This window comes from Polaromonas sp. (assembly GCF_018780625.1).
Lineage (GTDB): Bacteria > Pseudomonadota > Gammaproteobacteria > Burkholderiales > Burkholderiaceae_C > Polaromonas.
This window is the reverse complement of record NZ_JADMJK010000239.1, coordinates 16,483-32,042: the sequence shown is the minus strand read 5'-3', so window position 1 is coordinate 32,042 and position 15,560 is coordinate 16,483. Positions and strand designations below refer to the sequence as shown.

The window sequence follows — 15,560 nt, the reverse complement described above, 5'->3', positions numbered from 1 at the left end:
GAACAAAGCGGACTGATGGCGGACCGGCCTGCGGGCCGGCTGCCTCAGACTCGCCAGGCCGGCAGTTCCCAGTTGCGCCACAGCGCCACGATGCGCAGGCCGGCCGTGACCACGACGCAGGCCACCAGCGCCATCCAGCCCGGGGCGTCGAGCAGCCAAAGCCCGGCATACACCCAGCCGCCAGCGAAAGCACAGACCGCATAGGGCCGGTGGTCACGAAATGCCGTAGGCACTTCATTGCAGACCATGTCGCGCAGGACGCCGCCAAACACCCCGGTCGTCAGGCCCATCAACACGGCGACCAGCACCGGCATCTGCTCCATCAGCGCCAGGTGAACACCGGTGGCTGTGAATAGTCCAAGCCCCAGCGCATCCGGCCACTGGATCGCCTTTTCGGTCACCTCCAAATGCTGCTGGCGCAGAAACAGCATGGCCAGCACGCACAGCGCCATCACGGCCCAGAGCAGCTCGACATGCTGGACCCAGAAAAAAGGCCGCCGGTCCAGCAGCAGGTCGCGCAGCGTGCCGCCGCCAAATGCTGTCAGAAAGGCCACCACGCAAACCCCGACGGCGTCGAGCCGCTTGCGCGCGGCTTCGAGCAGGCCAGACAGGGCAAATGCGGCCGTGCCCATGAGTTCGACCAGCAGCCGCAGCGTTTCGCCCCAGGATTCAATATCAGACATGCGCCAATTGTCGCAGCCGCACCGCATCACCTGGTGTGCGCTGGAGTTGCGGCGGGTAACATGGCGCACCTTGTTGCCTCCCGCCCCGTGTGCCCATGCCATGCGGGCCAGAAAGACCTGCCGCCGTGGACTTCCCGCTGATCACCGATCCTTTCTTTTACGCCGTGGCGATTCCGGCCGTGCTGCTGCTGGGCATCAGTAAAAGCGGCTTTGGCGCTGGCTTCGGCTCGCTGGCCGTGCCCATGATGGCGCTGGCGGTCACGGTGCCGCAGGCTGCAGCGATCCTGATGCCGCTGTTGCTGTTGATGGACCTGCTGGGGGTGGCGGCCTTCCGTAAAGACTTTGATTTCAAGTTTTTGAAATTCCTGGTGCCGTTCGGCCTCATGGGCACGATGGTCGGCGCGCTGCTGTTTCGCTTGCTCGATGCACGAATGGTCGCCGGCATTGTGGGTGGTTTTACCTTGCTGTTTCTGGCGCAGCGCCTCCTGTTTCCACCGACGCCCGACAGCCCGCCACCGCCCAAATGGTTGGGCGCAGTGTTGACGGTCACGTCGGGCTTTACCAGCTTCGTGGCGCATGCCGGCGGTCCGCCGCTGAGCGCCTACGTGATTCCCTTGCGCCTGAGTCCGGTCAAGTTCACCGCCACCATGGCGTTTTTCTTCTTTGTGATCAATCTGTCCAAATGGATTCCCTACGCCTGGCTGGGGCTGCTGGACCTGCGCAACATGGCGACTTCGGTGGTGCTGCTGCCGCTGGCGCCGCTGGGCGTCTGGATTGGTGTGTGGCTGGCCCGGCGCATCAGTCCGGTCTGGTTTTACCGCATTCTTTACGTGGGCATGTTGCTCACCGGCATCAAGCTGCTGTGGGACAGTGTCGGATGACCGTGTCTTGACATACTTGTCAATTTCGAGGCCGTTACGATAGCGCCATAGCAACATCACGCTGAAGCAGCAGAGGAGATTTTTATGACCGTGGTTGTGATCGCCAACCCAAAGGGCGGCGTCGGCAAATCGACGCTGGCCACCAACGTGGCCGGCTACTTTTCAAACCAGGGCCATGCGGTCCTGCTGGGCGACGCTGACCCGCAACAGTCTTCCCGCTTGTGGCTGGGTTTGCGCCCGCCCACCGAGCGGCCCATTGCACCCTGGGAGGTGGATGCCGACCTGCTGGCCAAGCCGCCCAAAGGCACCACCCATGGCGTGCTGGACACGCCTGCCGGTCTGCACGGCCGGCGCCTGGGCGATGTGCTCAAGTTTGCCGACAAGGTGATCGTGCCGCTGCAGCCCAGCGTGTTCGATATTTTTGCCGTCCGCGCGTTTCTGGATGCGCTGGCCAAGCATCGGCGTGCCGGCAAGATCCAGGTCGGCATCGTCGGCATGCGGGTCGATGCGCGCACGATTGCGGCCGACAATTTACGGGCCTTTGTAGAAGGCCTGGGCCTGCCGGTGCTGGGTTATGTGCGCGACACGCAAAACTACATTCACCTGGCGGCGGGCGGGCTGTCGCTGTTTGATGTGGCGCCGGCCCGGGTTGAAAAGGATCTGACGCAGTGGCAAAGCATTTGCGAGTGGCTGGACCAGTAATGCAGGGCAGGGTGTGGGGCGCGCCTGCTTGTCGCGGACCCGACAGTTTGCGCCAGGGCAGCGACGGGCGCGGCGCTAAAGTCAAGCCATGAAGACTTTTCAAACCCTGTCCGAACTGGCGGCCTGTACCGGCCAGGAGGTGGCTGTCAGCGACTGGATCACCATTACGCAGCAGCAGGTCAACCTGTTCGCCGAGGCCACGGGCGACCACCAGTGGATTCATGTGGACCCGGAAAAAGCCCGTTCGGGGCCGTTTGGCGGGCCGATTGCACACGGTTTTCTGACGCTGTCGCTGCTGCCCCGGTTTTTTGAGTCCTCGTTTGAGATCACCGGCTCGCGCATGGGTGTGAATTACGGCCTGAACAAGGTGCGTTTCACGGCGCCCGTTCCCGTAGGCAGCCGGCTGCGCGCCCGCATGAAGCTGCTGTCGGCCGAGCCGATGGAGCCTGCCGGCATGCAGATGATCTGGGAAGTGACGGTAGAGTGCGAAGGCCTTGCCAAGCCGGTCTGCATCGCCGAGTCGATCGTGCGGCGTTACGCCTGAGTCGCCGCCGGCACGACGGACGCGCTTTCAAAGCGGTTCTGCCGCCAGGCCTCAAACACGGTCACTGCCACCGTGTTGGACAGGTTCAGGCTTCGCTGCCCGGGCAGCATCGGCACCTTGAGGCGTTGCGCGGGACCAAAAAAGGCGCGGACTTCAGCCGACAAGCCCTTGGTTTCGGAGCCAAACACCAGCCAGTCACCGGGCAAGAATTGCACGTCGTACATGCTGCCGGCGCCCTGCGTTGTCATGGCAAAAGTCCGGTGGGCTGGCGGCTGCTGGCTGTCGACAAACGCTTGCCAGCTGGCGTGGCGCAGCAGCTCGGCGTACTCATGGTAGTCCAGGCCCGCGCGTCGCATGTGCTTGTCATCCATCGAAAATCCGAGCGGCTCCACCAAGTGCAGGCGGCAGCCAGTGTTGGCGGCCAGGCGAATCACGTTGCCGGTGTTGGGTGGGATTTCGGGCTCGACGAGAACAATATTGAACATGGGGCGGTGTGGCTGGGGTCAGCGTGGTTGCAGCCCGCGATTTTAGGCGGGTGCGGTGCGCGCCAGCACCACCGCGGTGATGTGCGCCGCGCCCGCGTCCCGCAGGGCCTGCGCTGCCGTAAATAGCGAGGCGCCACTGGTCATCACGTCGTCGACCAGCAGCACGCGCCGGCCTTGCAGTTCGGCCACGCGCAGCGGGTCCACCTGGAAGGCGCCCTTGACATTGGCCAGCCTGGCCTCGCGCTTGAGCTGGCTTTGCGGACGGGTGTGTTTGACGCGCAGCAGCAAGCGGGCATCGGCCCGGGCAGCGGTCTGGCTTTGCCGGGCCAGCGCACTGGCCAGTTCCCAAGCCTGGTTGAAGCCGCGCGTGTGCAGGCGCTGCGCCGACAGCGGCACGGGCACCACCCAGTCTTGAGTACCCAGGCTGTCAAACGCCTGCGGCACACCGGGCGCCTTGAGCAGCAAGGCGGCAAAAAAACCGGCCCAGCCGTGCTGCTCGCCAAATTTGTAGCGGGTAATCAGCGTGGACCAGGGGTAGGCGTAGGGCACCGCAGCCAGCGTGCCGTCCAGCGGCGGCGACTGGCGCACGCAGGCGGCGCACAAACCGGGGCCTGACCGCAGGCCCAGCGACAGATCGGCGGGCAGCGCCAATGCGCAGTGGACGCAGCGCGGCTGCCAGGCTGCAAAGCGCGACTCGCAGGGCTGACATACCTGGCGCGCAGGCCAGCTTCGGCAGACGGCGCATTGACTGGCCAGCTCAGGCAGTCGGTGCAGCCATAAGCCGGGAATAAAACCGGGGGTAAGCAGACGGGTAAACACCGTGTCAATATACTCGCCTACTTTTGACCAATGGTGACAGCTTCTTCATGACTCCTTCCCAGCGCCCGCCTACGCTTGATCCGCTTGCTGTCAGCCGCTGGCAGCGTACGGCCCCCCTGGCCTCGCCGTGGCTCCATGAGGAAGTGGCTAGCCGCATGCTGGACCGCTTGCAGTGGATCAAGCTGCAGCCCGAGGCCTGGGCGCATTGGGGTGCCCTGCGCGGAGGGCTGCTGGCCCATGAAAAATTGGCCCGCCTGTATCAAAAATCAACATGTTTTGTCGCTGAAGCCCAGGAAATACGGACTCAATATGCTATTAAAAATATAGTGAAACCGTGGTGGAAGCCCCTGCAGTGGCGGGCGGCGTCCACACGCTTTGAGGCTCCGCCCGCAGCCAGCGTTGACATGCTGTGGGCCAATATGGCCCTGCACGAATCGGCCGACCCCCAGGCCCTGCTGGCCGCGTGGCACCAGGCGCTGAAGGTCGACGGTTTCCTGATGTTTTCATGTTTGGGGCCCGATACTGCCCGCGAATTGCGCGAGGTCTATGCACAACTGGGCTGGCCCCCGGCCGGTCATGAGCTGACCGACATGCACGACTGGGGCGACATGCTGGTGCAGACCGGTTTTGCCGAGCCGGTCATGGACATGGAGCGCATCACGCTGACCTATGAGACGCCAGCGCGGTTGCTGCAGGAGCTGGCAGAACTGGGCCGAAATTTTCATCCTGCGCGTTTTCCGGCTTTGCGCGGCCGCCACTGGAAGGCGCGGCTGGAGCAGGCGCTGGCTGCGCAGCTGACCGGGCCCGATGGCCGTTTGTCGCTGACCTATGAAGTGATTTACGGCCACGCGCTGAAGGCCCCGCCCAAAATCAAGGTGAGCGCGCTCAGTGCGGTGTCGGTGGCGGACATGCGCAGCATGCTGCAGGGTCAGCGACCGCCGGCCTGAATTGCGGCGTCCCACGAGGGCCTTTAGCCGGCCATGAGTGCGCGTTTTATACGGGGTGGGGTATCAGTGTTTTCCCAGGGTGCGTGCAGCACTGAAGAAAGCTATGATGCAGTTGTTTTTGGGCATATTCCCTCGTTTTCTGCGGCAAACGCCCGGCTTGGCGCGCAGTTTATGGATGTTTGCGACATGCTGCAATCACCACGGAATTTTCGTTTTGCCACTTTGTCCTCGCAAGGCGTTCACCGCCCGGGCGAGGTGTTGTGGCTCCTTAAGCGTCCCTGTTCACTCACGCCCGCCCAACTGGCCTGGACCTATGCCTCGCTGTGCGTTGTCTCACTGGCCATTGCCGGATTCTTCTGGTCGCAGGGGGCCACCTTGGTGATGCCTTTTGCGTGGGCTGAGTTGTTGGCGGTGGGCGCGGCGTTTTTGGTGTATGCCCGTCATGCAGGCGACGTTGAAAAAATTATTCTGCAGGACGGGCAACTGGTGATTGAGCAGGAAATGGCGGGCCGCACGCTGCGGGCAGAATTCAACCGTGCGTGGGTTCGTGTTGAACCGCGCGGTGGGGATGGTTCGCTGATTGAGGTGTCTGGCCAGGGGCAGTTGGTCAGGGTGGGGCGGCATGTGCGGCCGGAATTGCGGCCTGCACTGGCCCGTGAGATCCGATTGGCGCTGCGATCCTGCTAAACATGAAACATAATTTTGTTTCCTTTAAAGTAACGGCAGGTTGATCTGCCGCAAACTTTATAATGAGCGGTTAATTCGGTCGGTAATTGAAGCAGAAAAAGTGATCACGATGAACTTAAGCAATCCCCTGAGCAAAATGACACGGCTTGGCATGCAGCATGCGGGCGCAATTGTGGTATCTGCGGCCGCTTGGGTCAGCACTGCCGCTTACGCCGTGAATGACCTACCTGGTGGGCCGGCCGTCAACCAGCTCAACCTGCATCCTGCTGTGACCAAAGTCGCAGACGAGCAGATCTGGCTGCACTGGTTCGTGATGGCCATTTGTCTCGTGATCTTTCTGGTCGTGTTCGGGATAATGTTTTATTCCATCCTGAAGCACCGCAAATCGGTGGGTCACAAAGCCGCCAATTTTCATGAATCCACGGCCGTTGAAATCGCCTGGACCATCGTGCCTTTCCTGATCGTCATCGGCATGGCGCTGCCCGCCACAAAACTGGTGATCGCCATGAAGGACACCACCAGTTCAGACCTCACCATCAAGGTCACTGGCATCCAGTGGAAATGGGGCTATGACTATCTCAAGGGCGAGGGCGAGGGGATTGGTTTCGTGTCCACGCTGGACAGCAGCCACCGCGCCCTGTCTGACGCCGGCGGTCCCAAGGCGGGTGCTCCGATCGATGACTATCTGTTGAAGGTCGACAATCCGCTGGTGGTGCCTGTCAATAAAAAGATCCGCATCATCACGACGGCCAATGACGTGATCCATTCCTTCGCGGTGCCGGCCTTTGGCATCCACCAGGATGCGATTCCCGGCTTTGTGCGCGATACCTGGTTTCGCGCTGAACAAGTGGGCGACTTTTATGGGCAGTGCGCCAAAATTTGCGGAAAAGAGCATTCTTATATGCCGATTCACGTGAAGGTGCTTTCCGCCGAAGACTACACCGCATGGGTGGCAGCCAAGAACAAAGAGGCTGCTGCCAAGGCGGATGATCCGGCCAAAGTCTGGACATTGGTTGATTTGAAGGCGCGCGGCGAAAAAGTCTACGCTGCCAACTGCGTGGCCTGCCACCAGGCCACTGGCAAGGGCGCAGGCCCCATCAAGCCACTGGACGGCTCAGCCATTGTGCTGAACGCCGACCACAGTGTGGAGACGCTGGTGCTGCTCAACGGTGCAGCTGCCGGGGCGATGCCGTCCTGGAAGGCCTTGAGCGACACCGATATTGCTGCCGTGATCACTTACAGCAAAAATAACTGGTCCAACCAGACGGGTCAGATCGTTCAGCCTGCCCAAGTGCTGGCTGCGCGAAAATAAGCAAGTGCACGCTGCAGATTGATTGAGAGTCGGCAATGCCGACCTCAGCCGGAATAGTAAAGTTACAGGCACAAGCCACCAAAGGAAGCCAAGATGAGTGCAGTTCTAGATCCTCACGATCACGTGCATGATGACCACGACCACCATGCCCCAACGGGCTGGCGTCGGTGGGTTTTTGCCACCAACCACAAAGATATTGGCACGCTGTATTTGCTGTTCAGCTTTTTCATGCTGATGTTTGGCGGCGTGCTGGCGTTGCTGCTGCGCGTCGAACTGTTTCAGCCCGGCCTTCAGCTCGTCAATCCCGAGCTGTTCAACCAGCTCACCACCATGCACGGTCTCATCATGGTGTTCGGCGCCATCATGCCGGCCTTCGTGGGGTTTGCAAACTGGATGATCCCGCTGCAAATCGGCGCATCCGACATGGCCTTTGCACGCATGAACAACTTCAGCTTCTGGCTGATGATTCCAGCGGCCGTGTTGCTGGGTACGTCGTTCCTGTTGCCCGGCGGCGCGCCCGCTGGCGGCTGGACCATGTATGCACCGCTGTCGCTGCAGATGGGTCCCGGCATGGACGCCGGCATTTTTGCCCTGCATATTCTGGGTGCTTCGTCCATCATGGGCTCGATCAATATCATCGTGACCGTGCTGAACATGCGCGCGCCAGGCATGACGCTGATGAAAATGCCGATGTTCTGCTGGACCTGGCTGATCACGGCTTACCTGCTGATTGCTGTGATGCCTGTGCTGGCCGGTGCCATCACCATGACGCTGACCGACCGCCATTTTGGGACCAGCTTCTTCAACCCCGCAGGTGGCGGCGACCCAGTGATGTTTCAGCACATTTTCTGGTTCTTTGGACACCCTGAGGTGTACATCATGATCTTGCCGGCCTTCGGCATCGTGAGCCAGATCATTCCCGCGTTCTCACGCAAGCGACTTTTTGGCTACGCCTCCATGGTGTACGCCACCGGCTCCATTGCCATCCTGAGCTTTGTCGTGTGGGCGCACCACATGTTTACGTCTGGAATGCCCGTCACCGGTCAGTTGTTCTTCATGTACTCGACCATGCTGATTGCCGTGCCTACCGGCGTTAAGATTTTCAACTGGGTGGCGACCATGTGGCGTGGTTCCATGACGTTTGAAACGCCCATGTTGTTCGCCGTCGGCTTCATCTTCGTGTTCACGCTGGGCGGCTTCTCTGGCGTGATTCTTTCGGTCGCGCCGATTGACATTCAGCTGCAGGACACTTACTACGTGGTCGCCCACTTCCACTATGTATTGGTCGCCGGATCGCTGTTTGCCATGTTCGCCGGCTTTTACTACTGGGCGCCCAAGTGGACCGGCGTGATGTACAGCGAAACCCGCGGCAAGATCCACTTCTGGTGGTCGCTGATTTCCTTCAACATCACTTTCTTCCCGATGCACTTCCTGGGCCTGGCCGGTATGCCGCGCCGCTACGCCGACTACCCGATGCAGTTTGCCGACTTCAATGCAATCGCTTCCGTGGGGGCGTTCTTCTTCGGTTTTGCGCAGGTGTATTTCTTTATGTTCATTGTCTTGCCTGCGATGCGCGGCAAAGGCGTCAAGGCCAAGGCGAACCCATGGGTCGATGAAGGCGGCAAGGGCGCCGAGGGCCTGGAGTGGGAAGTTCCATCACCAGCACCTTTCCACACTTTTGAAACGCCACCCAAGCTGGATGCAAGCGCAACCCGCGTGATTGGCTAGGCAACCGGGCGACCCACACCATGACGACCGAGAAAATGAAAAAAAATAACCTGCGTCTGGCGCTGATACTGGCATCGGTTGCGCTGGTCTTTTTCGTCGGTTTCATGGCCAAGATGATTTTCCTGGGCCGCTAACCCGGCGTACAGGCTAAATTGTTCAAACCGGCACAACTCTGATGCAAGTCAAGCGTGAAAATTTCAAGATGGTGGGCAAGCTGGGCGTTATCGTGCTTGGCATGTTTGCCTTTGGCTATGCCCTTGTTCCCATCTACAAGGCTATTTGCGAGGTAACCGGTATCAACATACTGGCCTTGGGGGATCGGCTGATTCCCGGTGCGACCCCGAATCTGCCCGCCAACACGCAAGTTGACCGCACGCGCACCGTGACAGTGGAGTTTGACGCCAACGCGCGTGGCCCCTGGCAGTTCAAGCCGGCCCAGAATACGCTGGAAGTGCATCCGGGTGAATTGACCACGGTCATGTACGAATTTCAGAACACGCAGAACCGCACCATGTCTGCGCAAGCCATCCCCAGTTATGCGCCCGCGCAAGCGGCGGCGTACTTTAACAAGCTGGAGTGCTTTTGTTTTAACCAGTACACATTGGCGCCGGGCGAAAAAAAGCAGTGGCCCGTTGCGTTTGTCATTGACCCCAAGTTGTCAAGGGACGTGAGCACGATCACGCTGTCTTACACTTTTTTTGAAGTGGGTGGCAAGACGCCAGCAGCGCCGGGCACGGCCAAGGCTACTTCGGATGCCGAGTCTCCTGCCAAATCGCTGGGCGTGTAGAAATGGCTCAAAACCCGCGCAAGAAAATATCTTTGTGGCGAACCACCAAGGCAGTCGCCTGGTCGTTTGTGGGCCTGCGCGCGCGGGGTGACTACGAAGAAGACATCAAGAATTTGAGCCCTATCCACATTATTGTGGTCGGGCTGGTCGGTGTTTTTGTATTTGTAGCTACCCTGGTGTTGCTGGTGAACTGGATGGTGGCGACCTGAAGGGCCAAGGGGCCCAAGTCAAAGCGCCGAAAATGCCATTGCGTGCATGACGGCCTGCATTAATAAATTATTGAAAATCCGAGAGAAAACAGGAGTCGATCGATGTCATCAGCAACCCACGGGACAACCCCCTATTATTTTGTACCCGGCCCCTCACGGCATCCGGTCATGGCCGCTATCGGGCTGTTTTTCGTCATTATGGGAGCGACCCAGTGGGTCAACGGTGCGGGCTGGGGCGCATGGGCAGTCGCCTTTGGCATGGTGTGGTGGCTATTTACCCTGTTCCAGTGGTTCCGTGATTCCGTGGCTGAAAGTGAAGGCGGGCTTTACGGCCGCAAGATCGACCTGTCGTTCCGCTGGAGCATGAGCTGGTTTATTTTCTCCGAGGTGATGTTCTTTGGTGCGTTCTTCACGGCGCTCTGGTGGGCACGTGCGCATTCCGTGCCCGAACTGGGAAGTCTTGAAAACGCACTGCTCTGGCCTGACTTCAAGGCCGTCTGGCCCAGTCGTGCTGTTGGTGTGACCGGATCACCCGCTGACATCATTGAGCCCTTCACCACCATGGGGCCGTTCTGGTTGCCGACCATCAACACGGCATTGCTGCTGAGCTCTGGCGTGACCTTGACCATTGCCCACCATGCACTGATCGAAAACCATCGTGGCCGCACCATTGCATTCATGTGGATCACCGTGCTGCTCGGTATTGTCTTTTTGTTTGTGCAGGGTTATGAATACATGCACGCCTACTCAGACCTCAACCTCAAGCTCACATCCGGCGTGTATGGCTCTACTTTTTACATGCTGACCGGCTTCCATGGTTTTCACGTGTTCGTAGGCATGCTGATGCTGCTGTTTATTACGCTGCGTTTGCAAAAAGGACATTTCACGCCTGAGAAGCATTTCGGCTTTGAAGGCGCCGCCTGGTACTGGCACTTTGTGGACGTGGTGTGGCTGGGTCTTTACATTCTGGTTTACTGGCTCTGATATTGGTCAGGCCATCAGTCAGCCCCAGGCTGCAACGCAGACCATCGCCCTGGCGGGGGTGATGCAAGCCGCCCCCACGCGCGCTACATCTGGCCGCAGTCATCAAAAAAAGCCGCATAGTGCGGCTTTTTTCTTGAGTTACCGCTTTTTTTATTTGCCTGCTGGAATACCGGTGGGTTGTATGTATCCCAGTTTCCAGGCGATCAGAATGCATAGAAACAGCAATACGGAGAGCCCGACACGAAATGCCAAGGCGCGCGCCATGTTGCTGGCTTTGCGTTTGCCGTCGGTGCCAGCCCTCATCATGAAAAAGAGTGCGAAAGCCAGGCTGACAACGATGGCGATGAATGCCAGTGCAACGAAATAAGTCATGAACGAGATTATCTTCTCATGACATTGCGTTTGCGCACACCCAGATTCTGGCTGATAACGCTGGCTGCCCTGGTGGTGGCGGGGTCGACGTTTTCACTGGGCCAGTGGCAGTTGCGAAGGGCGGCACAAAAAGAGGCACTTCAGTCGGCCATTGGAGCCCGGGATAATCTTCCGCTGCTCGATAACCGCGGATTGACTGCCGAAAAAAATCCGGTCAATGTCCTTCACCGGCAAGCCATCCTGAAAGGGACTTGGCGCGCAGAACACACGGTGTATCTGGACAACCGGCCCATGGGCGGGAAAACAGGATTTTTTGTGGTCACGCCGCTGGCGCTGGATGGCAGTGAGCAGGTTATTTTGGTGCAGCGGGGCTGGGTGCCGCGTGACTTTACGGATCGCACCCGCCTGGCTCCGATTGCAACGCCATCGGCGCCAGTGACCATTCGGGGGCGTATTGCCCCCCCGCCTTCCAAGCTCTATGCGTTCAAGGGTGTCGAGAGTGGCCGTATCCGGCAAAATCTTGACATTGCTGCTTTTAGTGCGCAAACCGGCCTGCCGCTGCTGGATGTTTCATTGCTGCAGCTGGATGCAGCGAGTGAAGGCTTGCTGCGCGAGTGGGCTGCGCCCAATCTGGGCGTCGACAAGCACTACGGCTATGCCTTCCAGTGGTTCGGGTTGTGCGGCCTGGTGCTGATTTTGTTTACCTGGTTTCAATTGATACTGCCGTTGCGCACCAAGCTACGTTTCCCTTTACCTCGCTAACTGTTTTTCAAAAGCCGCGAATGACTGCTGTGACAAATAACTCTCAAACACCTTCCTCATCCTCTGGCAGTTCCGCCAGCCCGGCAGCGCAGGATCATCCGCTGGGCCTGACGGTACATGCCATGCCCATGCTTGACCAGCCGACCCCCACAGCACCCAGCACAGCAGCAGGCCGCTGGAAAATGCTGGCCGTGCTGCTGGTTTGCGCCAGCCCGGTAATCGCGTCCTACTTCACCTACTACGTGATCCGGCCGGAGGGGCGCCACAACTTTGGCGAGCTGATCAACCCGCAGCGCCCACTGCCTGCTCTGGCCACCCAGAAGCTGGATGGTTCAGCGGGTCAAATGACTGCTTTAAAGGGCCAATGGCTGTTGATCAGCGTGGCCGGCGGTGCCTGCGACGCGGGCTGCGAGCGCAACCTGTACCTTCAGCGGCAGTTGCGTGAGTCGCTGGGCCGGGAAAAGGAGCGTCTGGACCGGGTCTGGCTGGTCGATGATGAAGCGGCTGTCAAGGACGCCTTGCTGCCTGCGCTGGCGGCCTCGGAAGTGCTGCGCGTAGCACCTGCCGGGCTCGCGCAATGGCTGGTGCCGGCACCGGGCCAGCGTTTGCAAGACCACCTCTACCTGGTTGATCCGCTGGGCAACTTGATGATGCGTTTTCCGGCCAATATGGATGCGCCCGCAGCGGCTAAAGCCAAGCGCGACCTGGAGCGCCTGCTGCGCGCCTCCAACAGCTGGGACAACGAAGGACGCTAGCGGTCAGTTGCCTGCCTTGTTGATTTTTTTGACCATGTCTACACCTGCTCTTTACGACCTGAGTCCGGCCCTGCGCCTGATGTTCATGGGCCTTGTCGTGGCCCTTGGGCCGCTTGCGTGGGTCTGGGTGCGCAACAAGGATGCGCCGCTGGCGCAGCGACTGCGTGTGCTGACGCTGGTGACCCTGTTCCTGACCTTTGACCTCGTGATCTTTGGCGCCTTTACCCGCCTGACCGACTCTGGCCTGGGGTGCCCCGACTGGCCAGGCTGCTACGGCAGCGCCAGCCCGGTAGGCGCACAGTTGCATATTGACGCCGCGCAAAGCGCCATGCCCACAGGCCCTGTCACCCACTCCAAAGCCTGGATAGAGATGATCCATCGCTACCTGGCCACGGGGGTTGGCGTGCTCATACTGGTGTTGACCTTGAGCACATGGATCGCTTTTCGCGATGAACGGCGCACTGCAAAAAGCGAAAAGCGTGGCGCACAGATATCGCCCTGGTGGCCTACCGTGACGCTGCTTTGGGTTTGCCTGCAGGGCGCATTTGGCGCGCTGACGGTCACCATGAAGCTGTTTCCTGCGATTGTCACCCTGCACTTGCTGGGAGGCTTGATTTTGCTAGCCCTGCTGCAGGCACAGTCCGTTCGCTATGGGCAACTGTCAGAAAATTCTGCGGCCGCGCGGATCACCTTGAGCCCAAGAACCCGAATCTTCGTGATGGCGGCGTTTGCCTTGCTGTGGCTGCAGATCGCGCTGGGCGGCTGGGTCAGTACCAACTATGCCGTGCTTGCCTGCACCGACTTTCCTGCCTGCCAGAATTCGTTCTGGCCGGACATGGACTTCCGGCAGGGCTTTACCGTCTGGCGCGAACTCGGCGCAAGCCACGATGGCGCCAACATCAGTTTCCAGGCACTCACCGCCATTCATTATGTGCACCGTCTGGCCGCCTACCTGGTGTTTGTCGTCCTGTTGGCGCTGGCCATTCATCTGCACCGTGCGCCGGCGTTCCGCCTGCAGGGCCGCTGGCTGGCGGGTTTGACCTTGCTGCAGGCCGCGACCGGCTTGAGCAATGTGGTGCTGGGCTGGCCGTTGGTGGCCGCCGTGGCGCACACGGGCGGCGCTGCCGCGCTGGTGGTGGTGCTCACAGGTGTGATTTTTTCAGGAAGCAGTAGCCTTGAGACGGCGCCCGCATCAAAATTGAAGGCTTAGCGATTTTCCATGAACCCCAGCAACCCGCCCGCTGCTTCAGCATCCCCGACCCGCGTTCCGTCCAGGGTCAGCCAGTTTCACGCCCTGACCAAGCCGCGCGTGATCCAGCTCATCGTTTTCTGTGCGCTGATCGGCATGGTGCTGGCCGTGCCCGGCATCCCGACCTGGTCCGAGGTGAGGCTGGCACTGATCGCGTGCGCAGGCATCTGGCTGGTAGCGGGCGCTGCCGCAGCGTTCAATTGCCTGGTAGAGCAGCAGATCGACGCCAAGATGCGGCGCACCGCCTGGCGGCCCACCGCCAAGGGTGAGCTCAGCAATCCGCTGACCCTGGCGTTCTCGGCAGGCCTTTGCGCGCTGGGCTCAGCCATTTTGTATATTTGGGTCAACCCGCTCACCATGTGGCTGACCTTCGCCACTTTTGTGGGTTACGCGGTGGTCTACACCGTGATTCTCAAGCCGCTCACGCCCCAGAATATCGTGATTGGCGGTGCCTCTGGCGCCATGCCGCCCGTGCTGGGCTGGGCTGCGATGACGGGCTCGGTCAGCCCCGAAGCCCTGATTTTGTTCCTCATCATTTTCCTCTGGACACCGCCGCACTTCTGGGCGCTGGCGCTGTACCGCGTAGAGGACTACCGCAAGGCCGGACTGCCCATGCTGCCGGTCACGCACGGCAATGAATTCACCCGCTTGCAGGTGTTTTTGTACACCCTGGTGCTGTTCGCTGCTTGTCTGATGCCTTTTGTCTTCAAGATGAGTGGCTGGCTTTATCTGGTCGCCGCCGTGGTGCTCAGCCTCGGGTTTTGCTGGTACGCCTGGCGCCTGTGGCGCAACTACTCCGATGAACTGGCCCGCAAGACCTTCCGTTTTTCCCTGATCCATCTTTCAGTTTTGTTTGCAGCCCTGCTGCTGGACCACTACCTCGTATGAAAAGCTCTTTGATGCTGCCCAGCCGCCGACGCGTTGTCAACTCGCTGATGGGCGTTGTGGCGCTTGCAACAACCGCCGGTCTTTTAACTGCCTGCTCTGCGGACAAGCCGCAGTTCAAGAGCATTGACCTGACGGGGGCCGACTACGCCCAGGGCTTTTCCCTCGCCGATCAAGACGGTCGGGTGCGCACGCTCAAGGACTTTTCCGGCAAGATCGTGGTGGTTTTTTTCGGGTTCACCCAGTGCCCTGATGTCTGCCCCACCTCTTTGACCGAGCTCGGGCAGGTCAAAAAGCTTCTGGGCCCCGATGGCGACAAACTGCAGGCGATTTTCGTCACAGTGGATCCTGAGCGGGACACATCAGAACTGCTCAAAGCGTATATGGGCAACTTTGACCCCTCTTTTTTGGCGCTCAGGCCCACGCTGGAGCAGCTGCCCCAAGTCGCCAAGGACTTCAAGATTTATTACAAGAAAGTGGATGGAAAAACCCCCACCAGCTACACCATGGACCATTCGGCAGGGAGCTACATTTTTGATGCAAAGGGCCGCATTCGGCTTTACAACCGTTACGGCAGCGGTGCTGAAGCCCTTGCGTCCGACATTCGCCTGCTGCTGAAGAATTCCTGATCGTTGCCGCCTGCGGGCCGCACGCAGGCAGGCGACAGGCTGTAAAAAAAGCCTGCACCTTGGATGGTGCAGGCTTTTTGTGCCGCGTATAGACATATACGATGACAAGGGGGAGACTGCGCGGGTCTGACTGTCCTTGA

20 protein-coding genes are annotated in these 15,560 nt (G+C 59.9%); 16 read left to right on the top strand and 4 right to left on the bottom strand.

Annotation, left to right across the window (positions count from 1 at the left end; translation table 11 throughout):
* Window positions 1–44: 44 nt before the first annotated feature.
* Window positions 45–683, bottom strand: coding sequence for a trimeric intracellular cation channel family protein (locus tag IV091_RS17100; protein ID WP_293470460.1), 639 nt, complete (start codon window positions 681–683; stop codon window positions 45–47).
* Between the two features lie 125 nt (window positions 684–808).
* Here IV091_RS17100 and IV091_RS17095 point away from each other — a divergent pair, with 125 nt between their 5' ends.
* From IV091_RS17095 to IV091_RS17085, 3 genes are all read left to right on the top strand, one after another.
* The gene (locus IV091_RS17095; RefSeq protein ID WP_293470459.1) at window positions 809–1,564 is read left to right on the top strand and encodes a sulfite exporter TauE/SafE family protein; all 756 of its coding nucleotides are present in this window, start codon (window positions 809–811) and stop codon (window positions 1,562–1,564) included.
* A gap of 84 nt (window positions 1,565–1,648) precedes the next feature.
* A complete protein-coding gene (locus IV091_RS17090) occupies window positions 1,649–2,266 on the top strand; it encodes a ParA family protein (RefSeq protein WP_293470458.1) in 618 nt (205 codons plus the stop codon).
* An 88-nt stretch (window positions 2,267–2,354) separates the two neighbouring features.
* Window positions 2,355–2,810 (top strand): MaoC family dehydratase, encoded by a 456-nt coding sequence (locus tag IV091_RS17085; protein WP_293470457.1) that lies wholly within the window; start codon window positions 2,355–2,357, stop codon window positions 2,808–2,810.
* On the opposite strand, the gene IV091_RS17080 is transcribed toward IV091_RS17085, so the two are convergent.
* On the bottom strand, window positions 2,801–3,295 hold the full coding sequence (locus tag IV091_RS17080; protein ID WP_293470456.1) for a tRNA (cytidine(34)-2'-O)-methyltransferase: 495 nt from the start codon (window positions 3,293–3,295) through the stop codon (window positions 2,801–2,803). The genes IV091_RS17085 and IV091_RS17080 overlap by 10 nt on opposite strands.
* Before the next feature lie 42 nt (window positions 3,296–3,337).
* Entirely contained in the window at window positions 3,338–3,946 is a 609-nt protein-coding gene (locus tag IV091_RS17075; RefSeq protein ID WP_366807018.1) for a ComF family protein, read from the bottom strand.
* A 215-nt stretch (window positions 3,947–4,161) separates the two neighbouring features.
* Here IV091_RS17075 and IV091_RS17070 point away from each other — a divergent pair, with 215 nt between their 5' ends.
* From IV091_RS17070 to IV091_RS17035, 8 genes are all read left to right on the top strand, one after another.
* The gene (locus IV091_RS17070; RefSeq protein WP_293470455.1) at window positions 4,162–5,061 is read left to right on the top strand and encodes a methyltransferase domain-containing protein; all 900 of its coding nucleotides are present in this window, start codon (window positions 4,162–4,164) and stop codon (window positions 5,059–5,061) included.
* A 186-nt stretch (window positions 5,062–5,247) separates the two neighbouring features.
* Complete coding sequence (locus tag IV091_RS17065; RefSeq protein WP_293470491.1) at window positions 5,248–5,748, top strand: DUF2244 domain-containing protein; 501 nt, start codon at window positions 5,248–5,250, stop codon at window positions 5,746–5,748.
* 136 nt (window positions 5,749–5,884) lie between these two features.
* The gene (gene coxB, locus IV091_RS17060; RefSeq protein WP_293470489.1) at window positions 5,885–7,060 is read left to right on the top strand and encodes a cytochrome c oxidase subunit II; all 1,176 of its coding nucleotides are present in this window, start codon (window positions 5,885–5,887) and stop codon (window positions 7,058–7,060) included.
* A 93-nt stretch (window positions 7,061–7,153) separates the two neighbouring features.
* Entirely contained in the window at window positions 7,154–8,788 is a 1,635-nt protein-coding gene (gene ctaD / locus IV091_RS17055) for a cytochrome c oxidase subunit I (RefSeq protein WP_293470454.1), read from the top strand.
* 20 nt (window positions 8,789–8,808) lie between these two features.
* Window positions 8,809–8,922, top strand: coding sequence for a cytochrome oxidase small assembly protein (locus IV091_RS17050; RefSeq protein ID WP_293470453.1), 114 nt, complete (start codon window positions 8,809–8,811; stop codon window positions 8,920–8,922).
* A 41-nt stretch (window positions 8,923–8,963) separates the two neighbouring features.
* The gene (locus IV091_RS17045; RefSeq protein ID WP_293470452.1) at window positions 8,964–9,575 is read left to right on the top strand and encodes a cytochrome c oxidase assembly protein; all 612 of its coding nucleotides are present in this window, start codon (window positions 8,964–8,966) and stop codon (window positions 9,573–9,575) included.
* A gap of 2 nt (window positions 9,576–9,577) precedes the next feature.
* Window positions 9,578–9,784, top strand: a complete 207-nt coding sequence (locus IV091_RS17040; RefSeq protein WP_293470451.1) for a DUF2970 domain-containing protein — start codon at window positions 9,578–9,580, stop codon at window positions 9,782–9,784.
* Between the two features lie 102 nt (window positions 9,785–9,886).
* Complete coding sequence (locus IV091_RS17035) at window positions 9,887–10,768, top strand: cytochrome c oxidase subunit 3 (protein ID WP_293470450.1); 882 nt, start codon at window positions 9,887–9,889, stop codon at window positions 10,766–10,768.
* A 150-nt stretch (window positions 10,769–10,918) separates the two neighbouring features.
* Here the strand turns inward: IV091_RS17035 and IV091_RS17030 are convergent, their stop codons facing one another.
* Window positions 10,919–11,140 (bottom strand): twin transmembrane helix small protein, encoded by a 222-nt coding sequence (locus tag IV091_RS17030; RefSeq protein ID WP_293470449.1) that lies wholly within the window; start codon window positions 11,138–11,140, stop codon window positions 10,919–10,921.
* A gap of 18 nt (window positions 11,141–11,158) precedes the next feature.
* Between IV091_RS17030 and IV091_RS17025 the strand changes: the two genes are divergently transcribed.
* The 5 genes from IV091_RS17025 to IV091_RS17005 all read left to right on the top strand — a co-directional run bounded on the left by IV091_RS17025 (window position 11,159) and on the right by IV091_RS17005 (window position 15,420).
* Entirely contained in the window at window positions 11,159–11,902 is a 744-nt protein-coding gene (locus IV091_RS17025; RefSeq protein WP_293470448.1) for an SURF1 family protein, read from the top strand.
* 122 nt (window positions 11,903–12,024) lie between these two features.
* Window positions 12,025–12,657: a hypothetical protein gene (locus tag IV091_RS17020; protein ID WP_293470447.1), complete on the top strand. Its 633-nt coding sequence runs from the start codon at window positions 12,025–12,027 to the stop codon at window positions 12,655–12,657.
* A gap of 34 nt (window positions 12,658–12,691) precedes the next feature.
* Entirely contained in the window at window positions 12,692–13,867 is a 1,176-nt protein-coding gene (locus IV091_RS17015; protein ID WP_293470446.1) for a heme A synthase, read from the top strand.
* Window positions 13,868–13,876: 9 nt separating this feature from the next.
* The gene (gene cyoE / locus IV091_RS17010; RefSeq protein ID WP_293470445.1) at window positions 13,877–14,794 is read left to right on the top strand and encodes a heme o synthase; all 918 of its coding nucleotides are present in this window, start codon (window positions 13,877–13,879) and stop codon (window positions 14,792–14,794) included.
* Window positions 14,795–14,841: 47 nt separating this feature from the next.
* Window positions 14,842–15,420, top strand: coding sequence for an SCO family protein (locus IV091_RS17005; protein WP_293470487.1), 579 nt, complete (start codon window positions 14,842–14,844; stop codon window positions 15,418–15,420).
* The last annotated feature ends 140 nt before the right edge of the window (window positions 15,421–15,560 follow it).

Bases quoted from the DNA above. Each gene is read 5' to 3' on its own strand.
- IV091_RS17100 (WP_293470460.1), bottom strand. From the start codon at position 683: ATGTCTGATATTGAATCCTGGGGCGAAACGCTGCGGCTGCTGGTCGAA.
- IV091_RS17090 (WP_293470458.1), top strand. From the start codon at position 1,649: ATGACCGTGGTTGTGATCGCCAACCCAAAGGGCGGCGTCGGCAAATCG.
- IV091_RS17085 (WP_293470457.1), top strand. From the start codon at position 2,355: ATGAAGACTTTTCAAACCCTGTCCGAACTGGCGGCCTGTACCGGCCAG.
- IV091_RS17080 (WP_293470456.1), bottom strand. From the start codon at position 3,295: ATGTTCAATATTGTTCTCGTCGAGCCCGAAATCCCACCCAACACCGGC.
- IV091_RS17070 (WP_293470455.1), top strand. From the start codon at position 4,162: ATGACTCCTTCCCAGCGCCCGCCTACGCTTGATCCGCTTGCTGTCAGC.
- IV091_RS17065 (WP_293470491.1), top strand. From the start codon at position 5,248: ATGCTGCAATCACCACGGAATTTTCGTTTTGCCACTTTGTCCTCGCAA.
- coxB (WP_293470489.1), top strand. From the start codon at position 5,885: ATGACACGGCTTGGCATGCAGCATGCGGGCGCAATTGTGGTATCTGCG.
- ctaD (WP_293470454.1), top strand. From the start codon at position 7,154: ATGAGTGCAGTTCTAGATCCTCACGATCACGTGCATGATGACCACGAC.
- IV091_RS17050 (WP_293470453.1), top strand. From the start codon at position 8,809: ATGACGACCGAGAAAATGAAAAAAAATAACCTGCGTCTGGCGCTGATA.
- IV091_RS17045 (WP_293470452.1), top strand. From the start codon at position 8,964: ATGCAAGTCAAGCGTGAAAATTTCAAGATGGTGGGCAAGCTGGGCGTT.
- IV091_RS17040 (WP_293470451.1), top strand. From the start codon at position 9,578: ATGGCTCAAAACCCGCGCAAGAAAATATCTTTGTGGCGAACCACCAAG.
- IV091_RS17035 (WP_293470450.1), top strand. From the start codon at position 9,887: ATGTCATCAGCAACCCACGGGACAACCCCCTATTATTTTGTACCCGGC.
- IV091_RS17030 (WP_293470449.1), bottom strand. From the start codon at position 11,140: ATGACTTATTTCGTTGCACTGGCATTCATCGCCATCGTTGTCAGCCTG.
- IV091_RS17025 (WP_293470448.1), top strand. From the start codon at position 11,159: ATGACATTGCGTTTGCGCACACCCAGATTCTGGCTGATAACGCTGGCT.
- IV091_RS17020 (WP_293470447.1), top strand. From the start codon at position 12,025: ATGCCCATGCTTGACCAGCCGACCCCCACAGCACCCAGCACAGCAGCA.
- IV091_RS17015 (WP_293470446.1), top strand. From the start codon at position 12,692: ATGTCTACACCTGCTCTTTACGACCTGAGTCCGGCCCTGCGCCTGATG.
- cyoE (WP_293470445.1), top strand. From the start codon at position 13,877: ATGAACCCCAGCAACCCGCCCGCTGCTTCAGCATCCCCGACCCGCGTT.
- IV091_RS17005 (WP_293470487.1), top strand. From the start codon at position 14,842: ATGGGCGTTGTGGCGCTTGCAACAACCGCCGGTCTTTTAACTGCCTGC.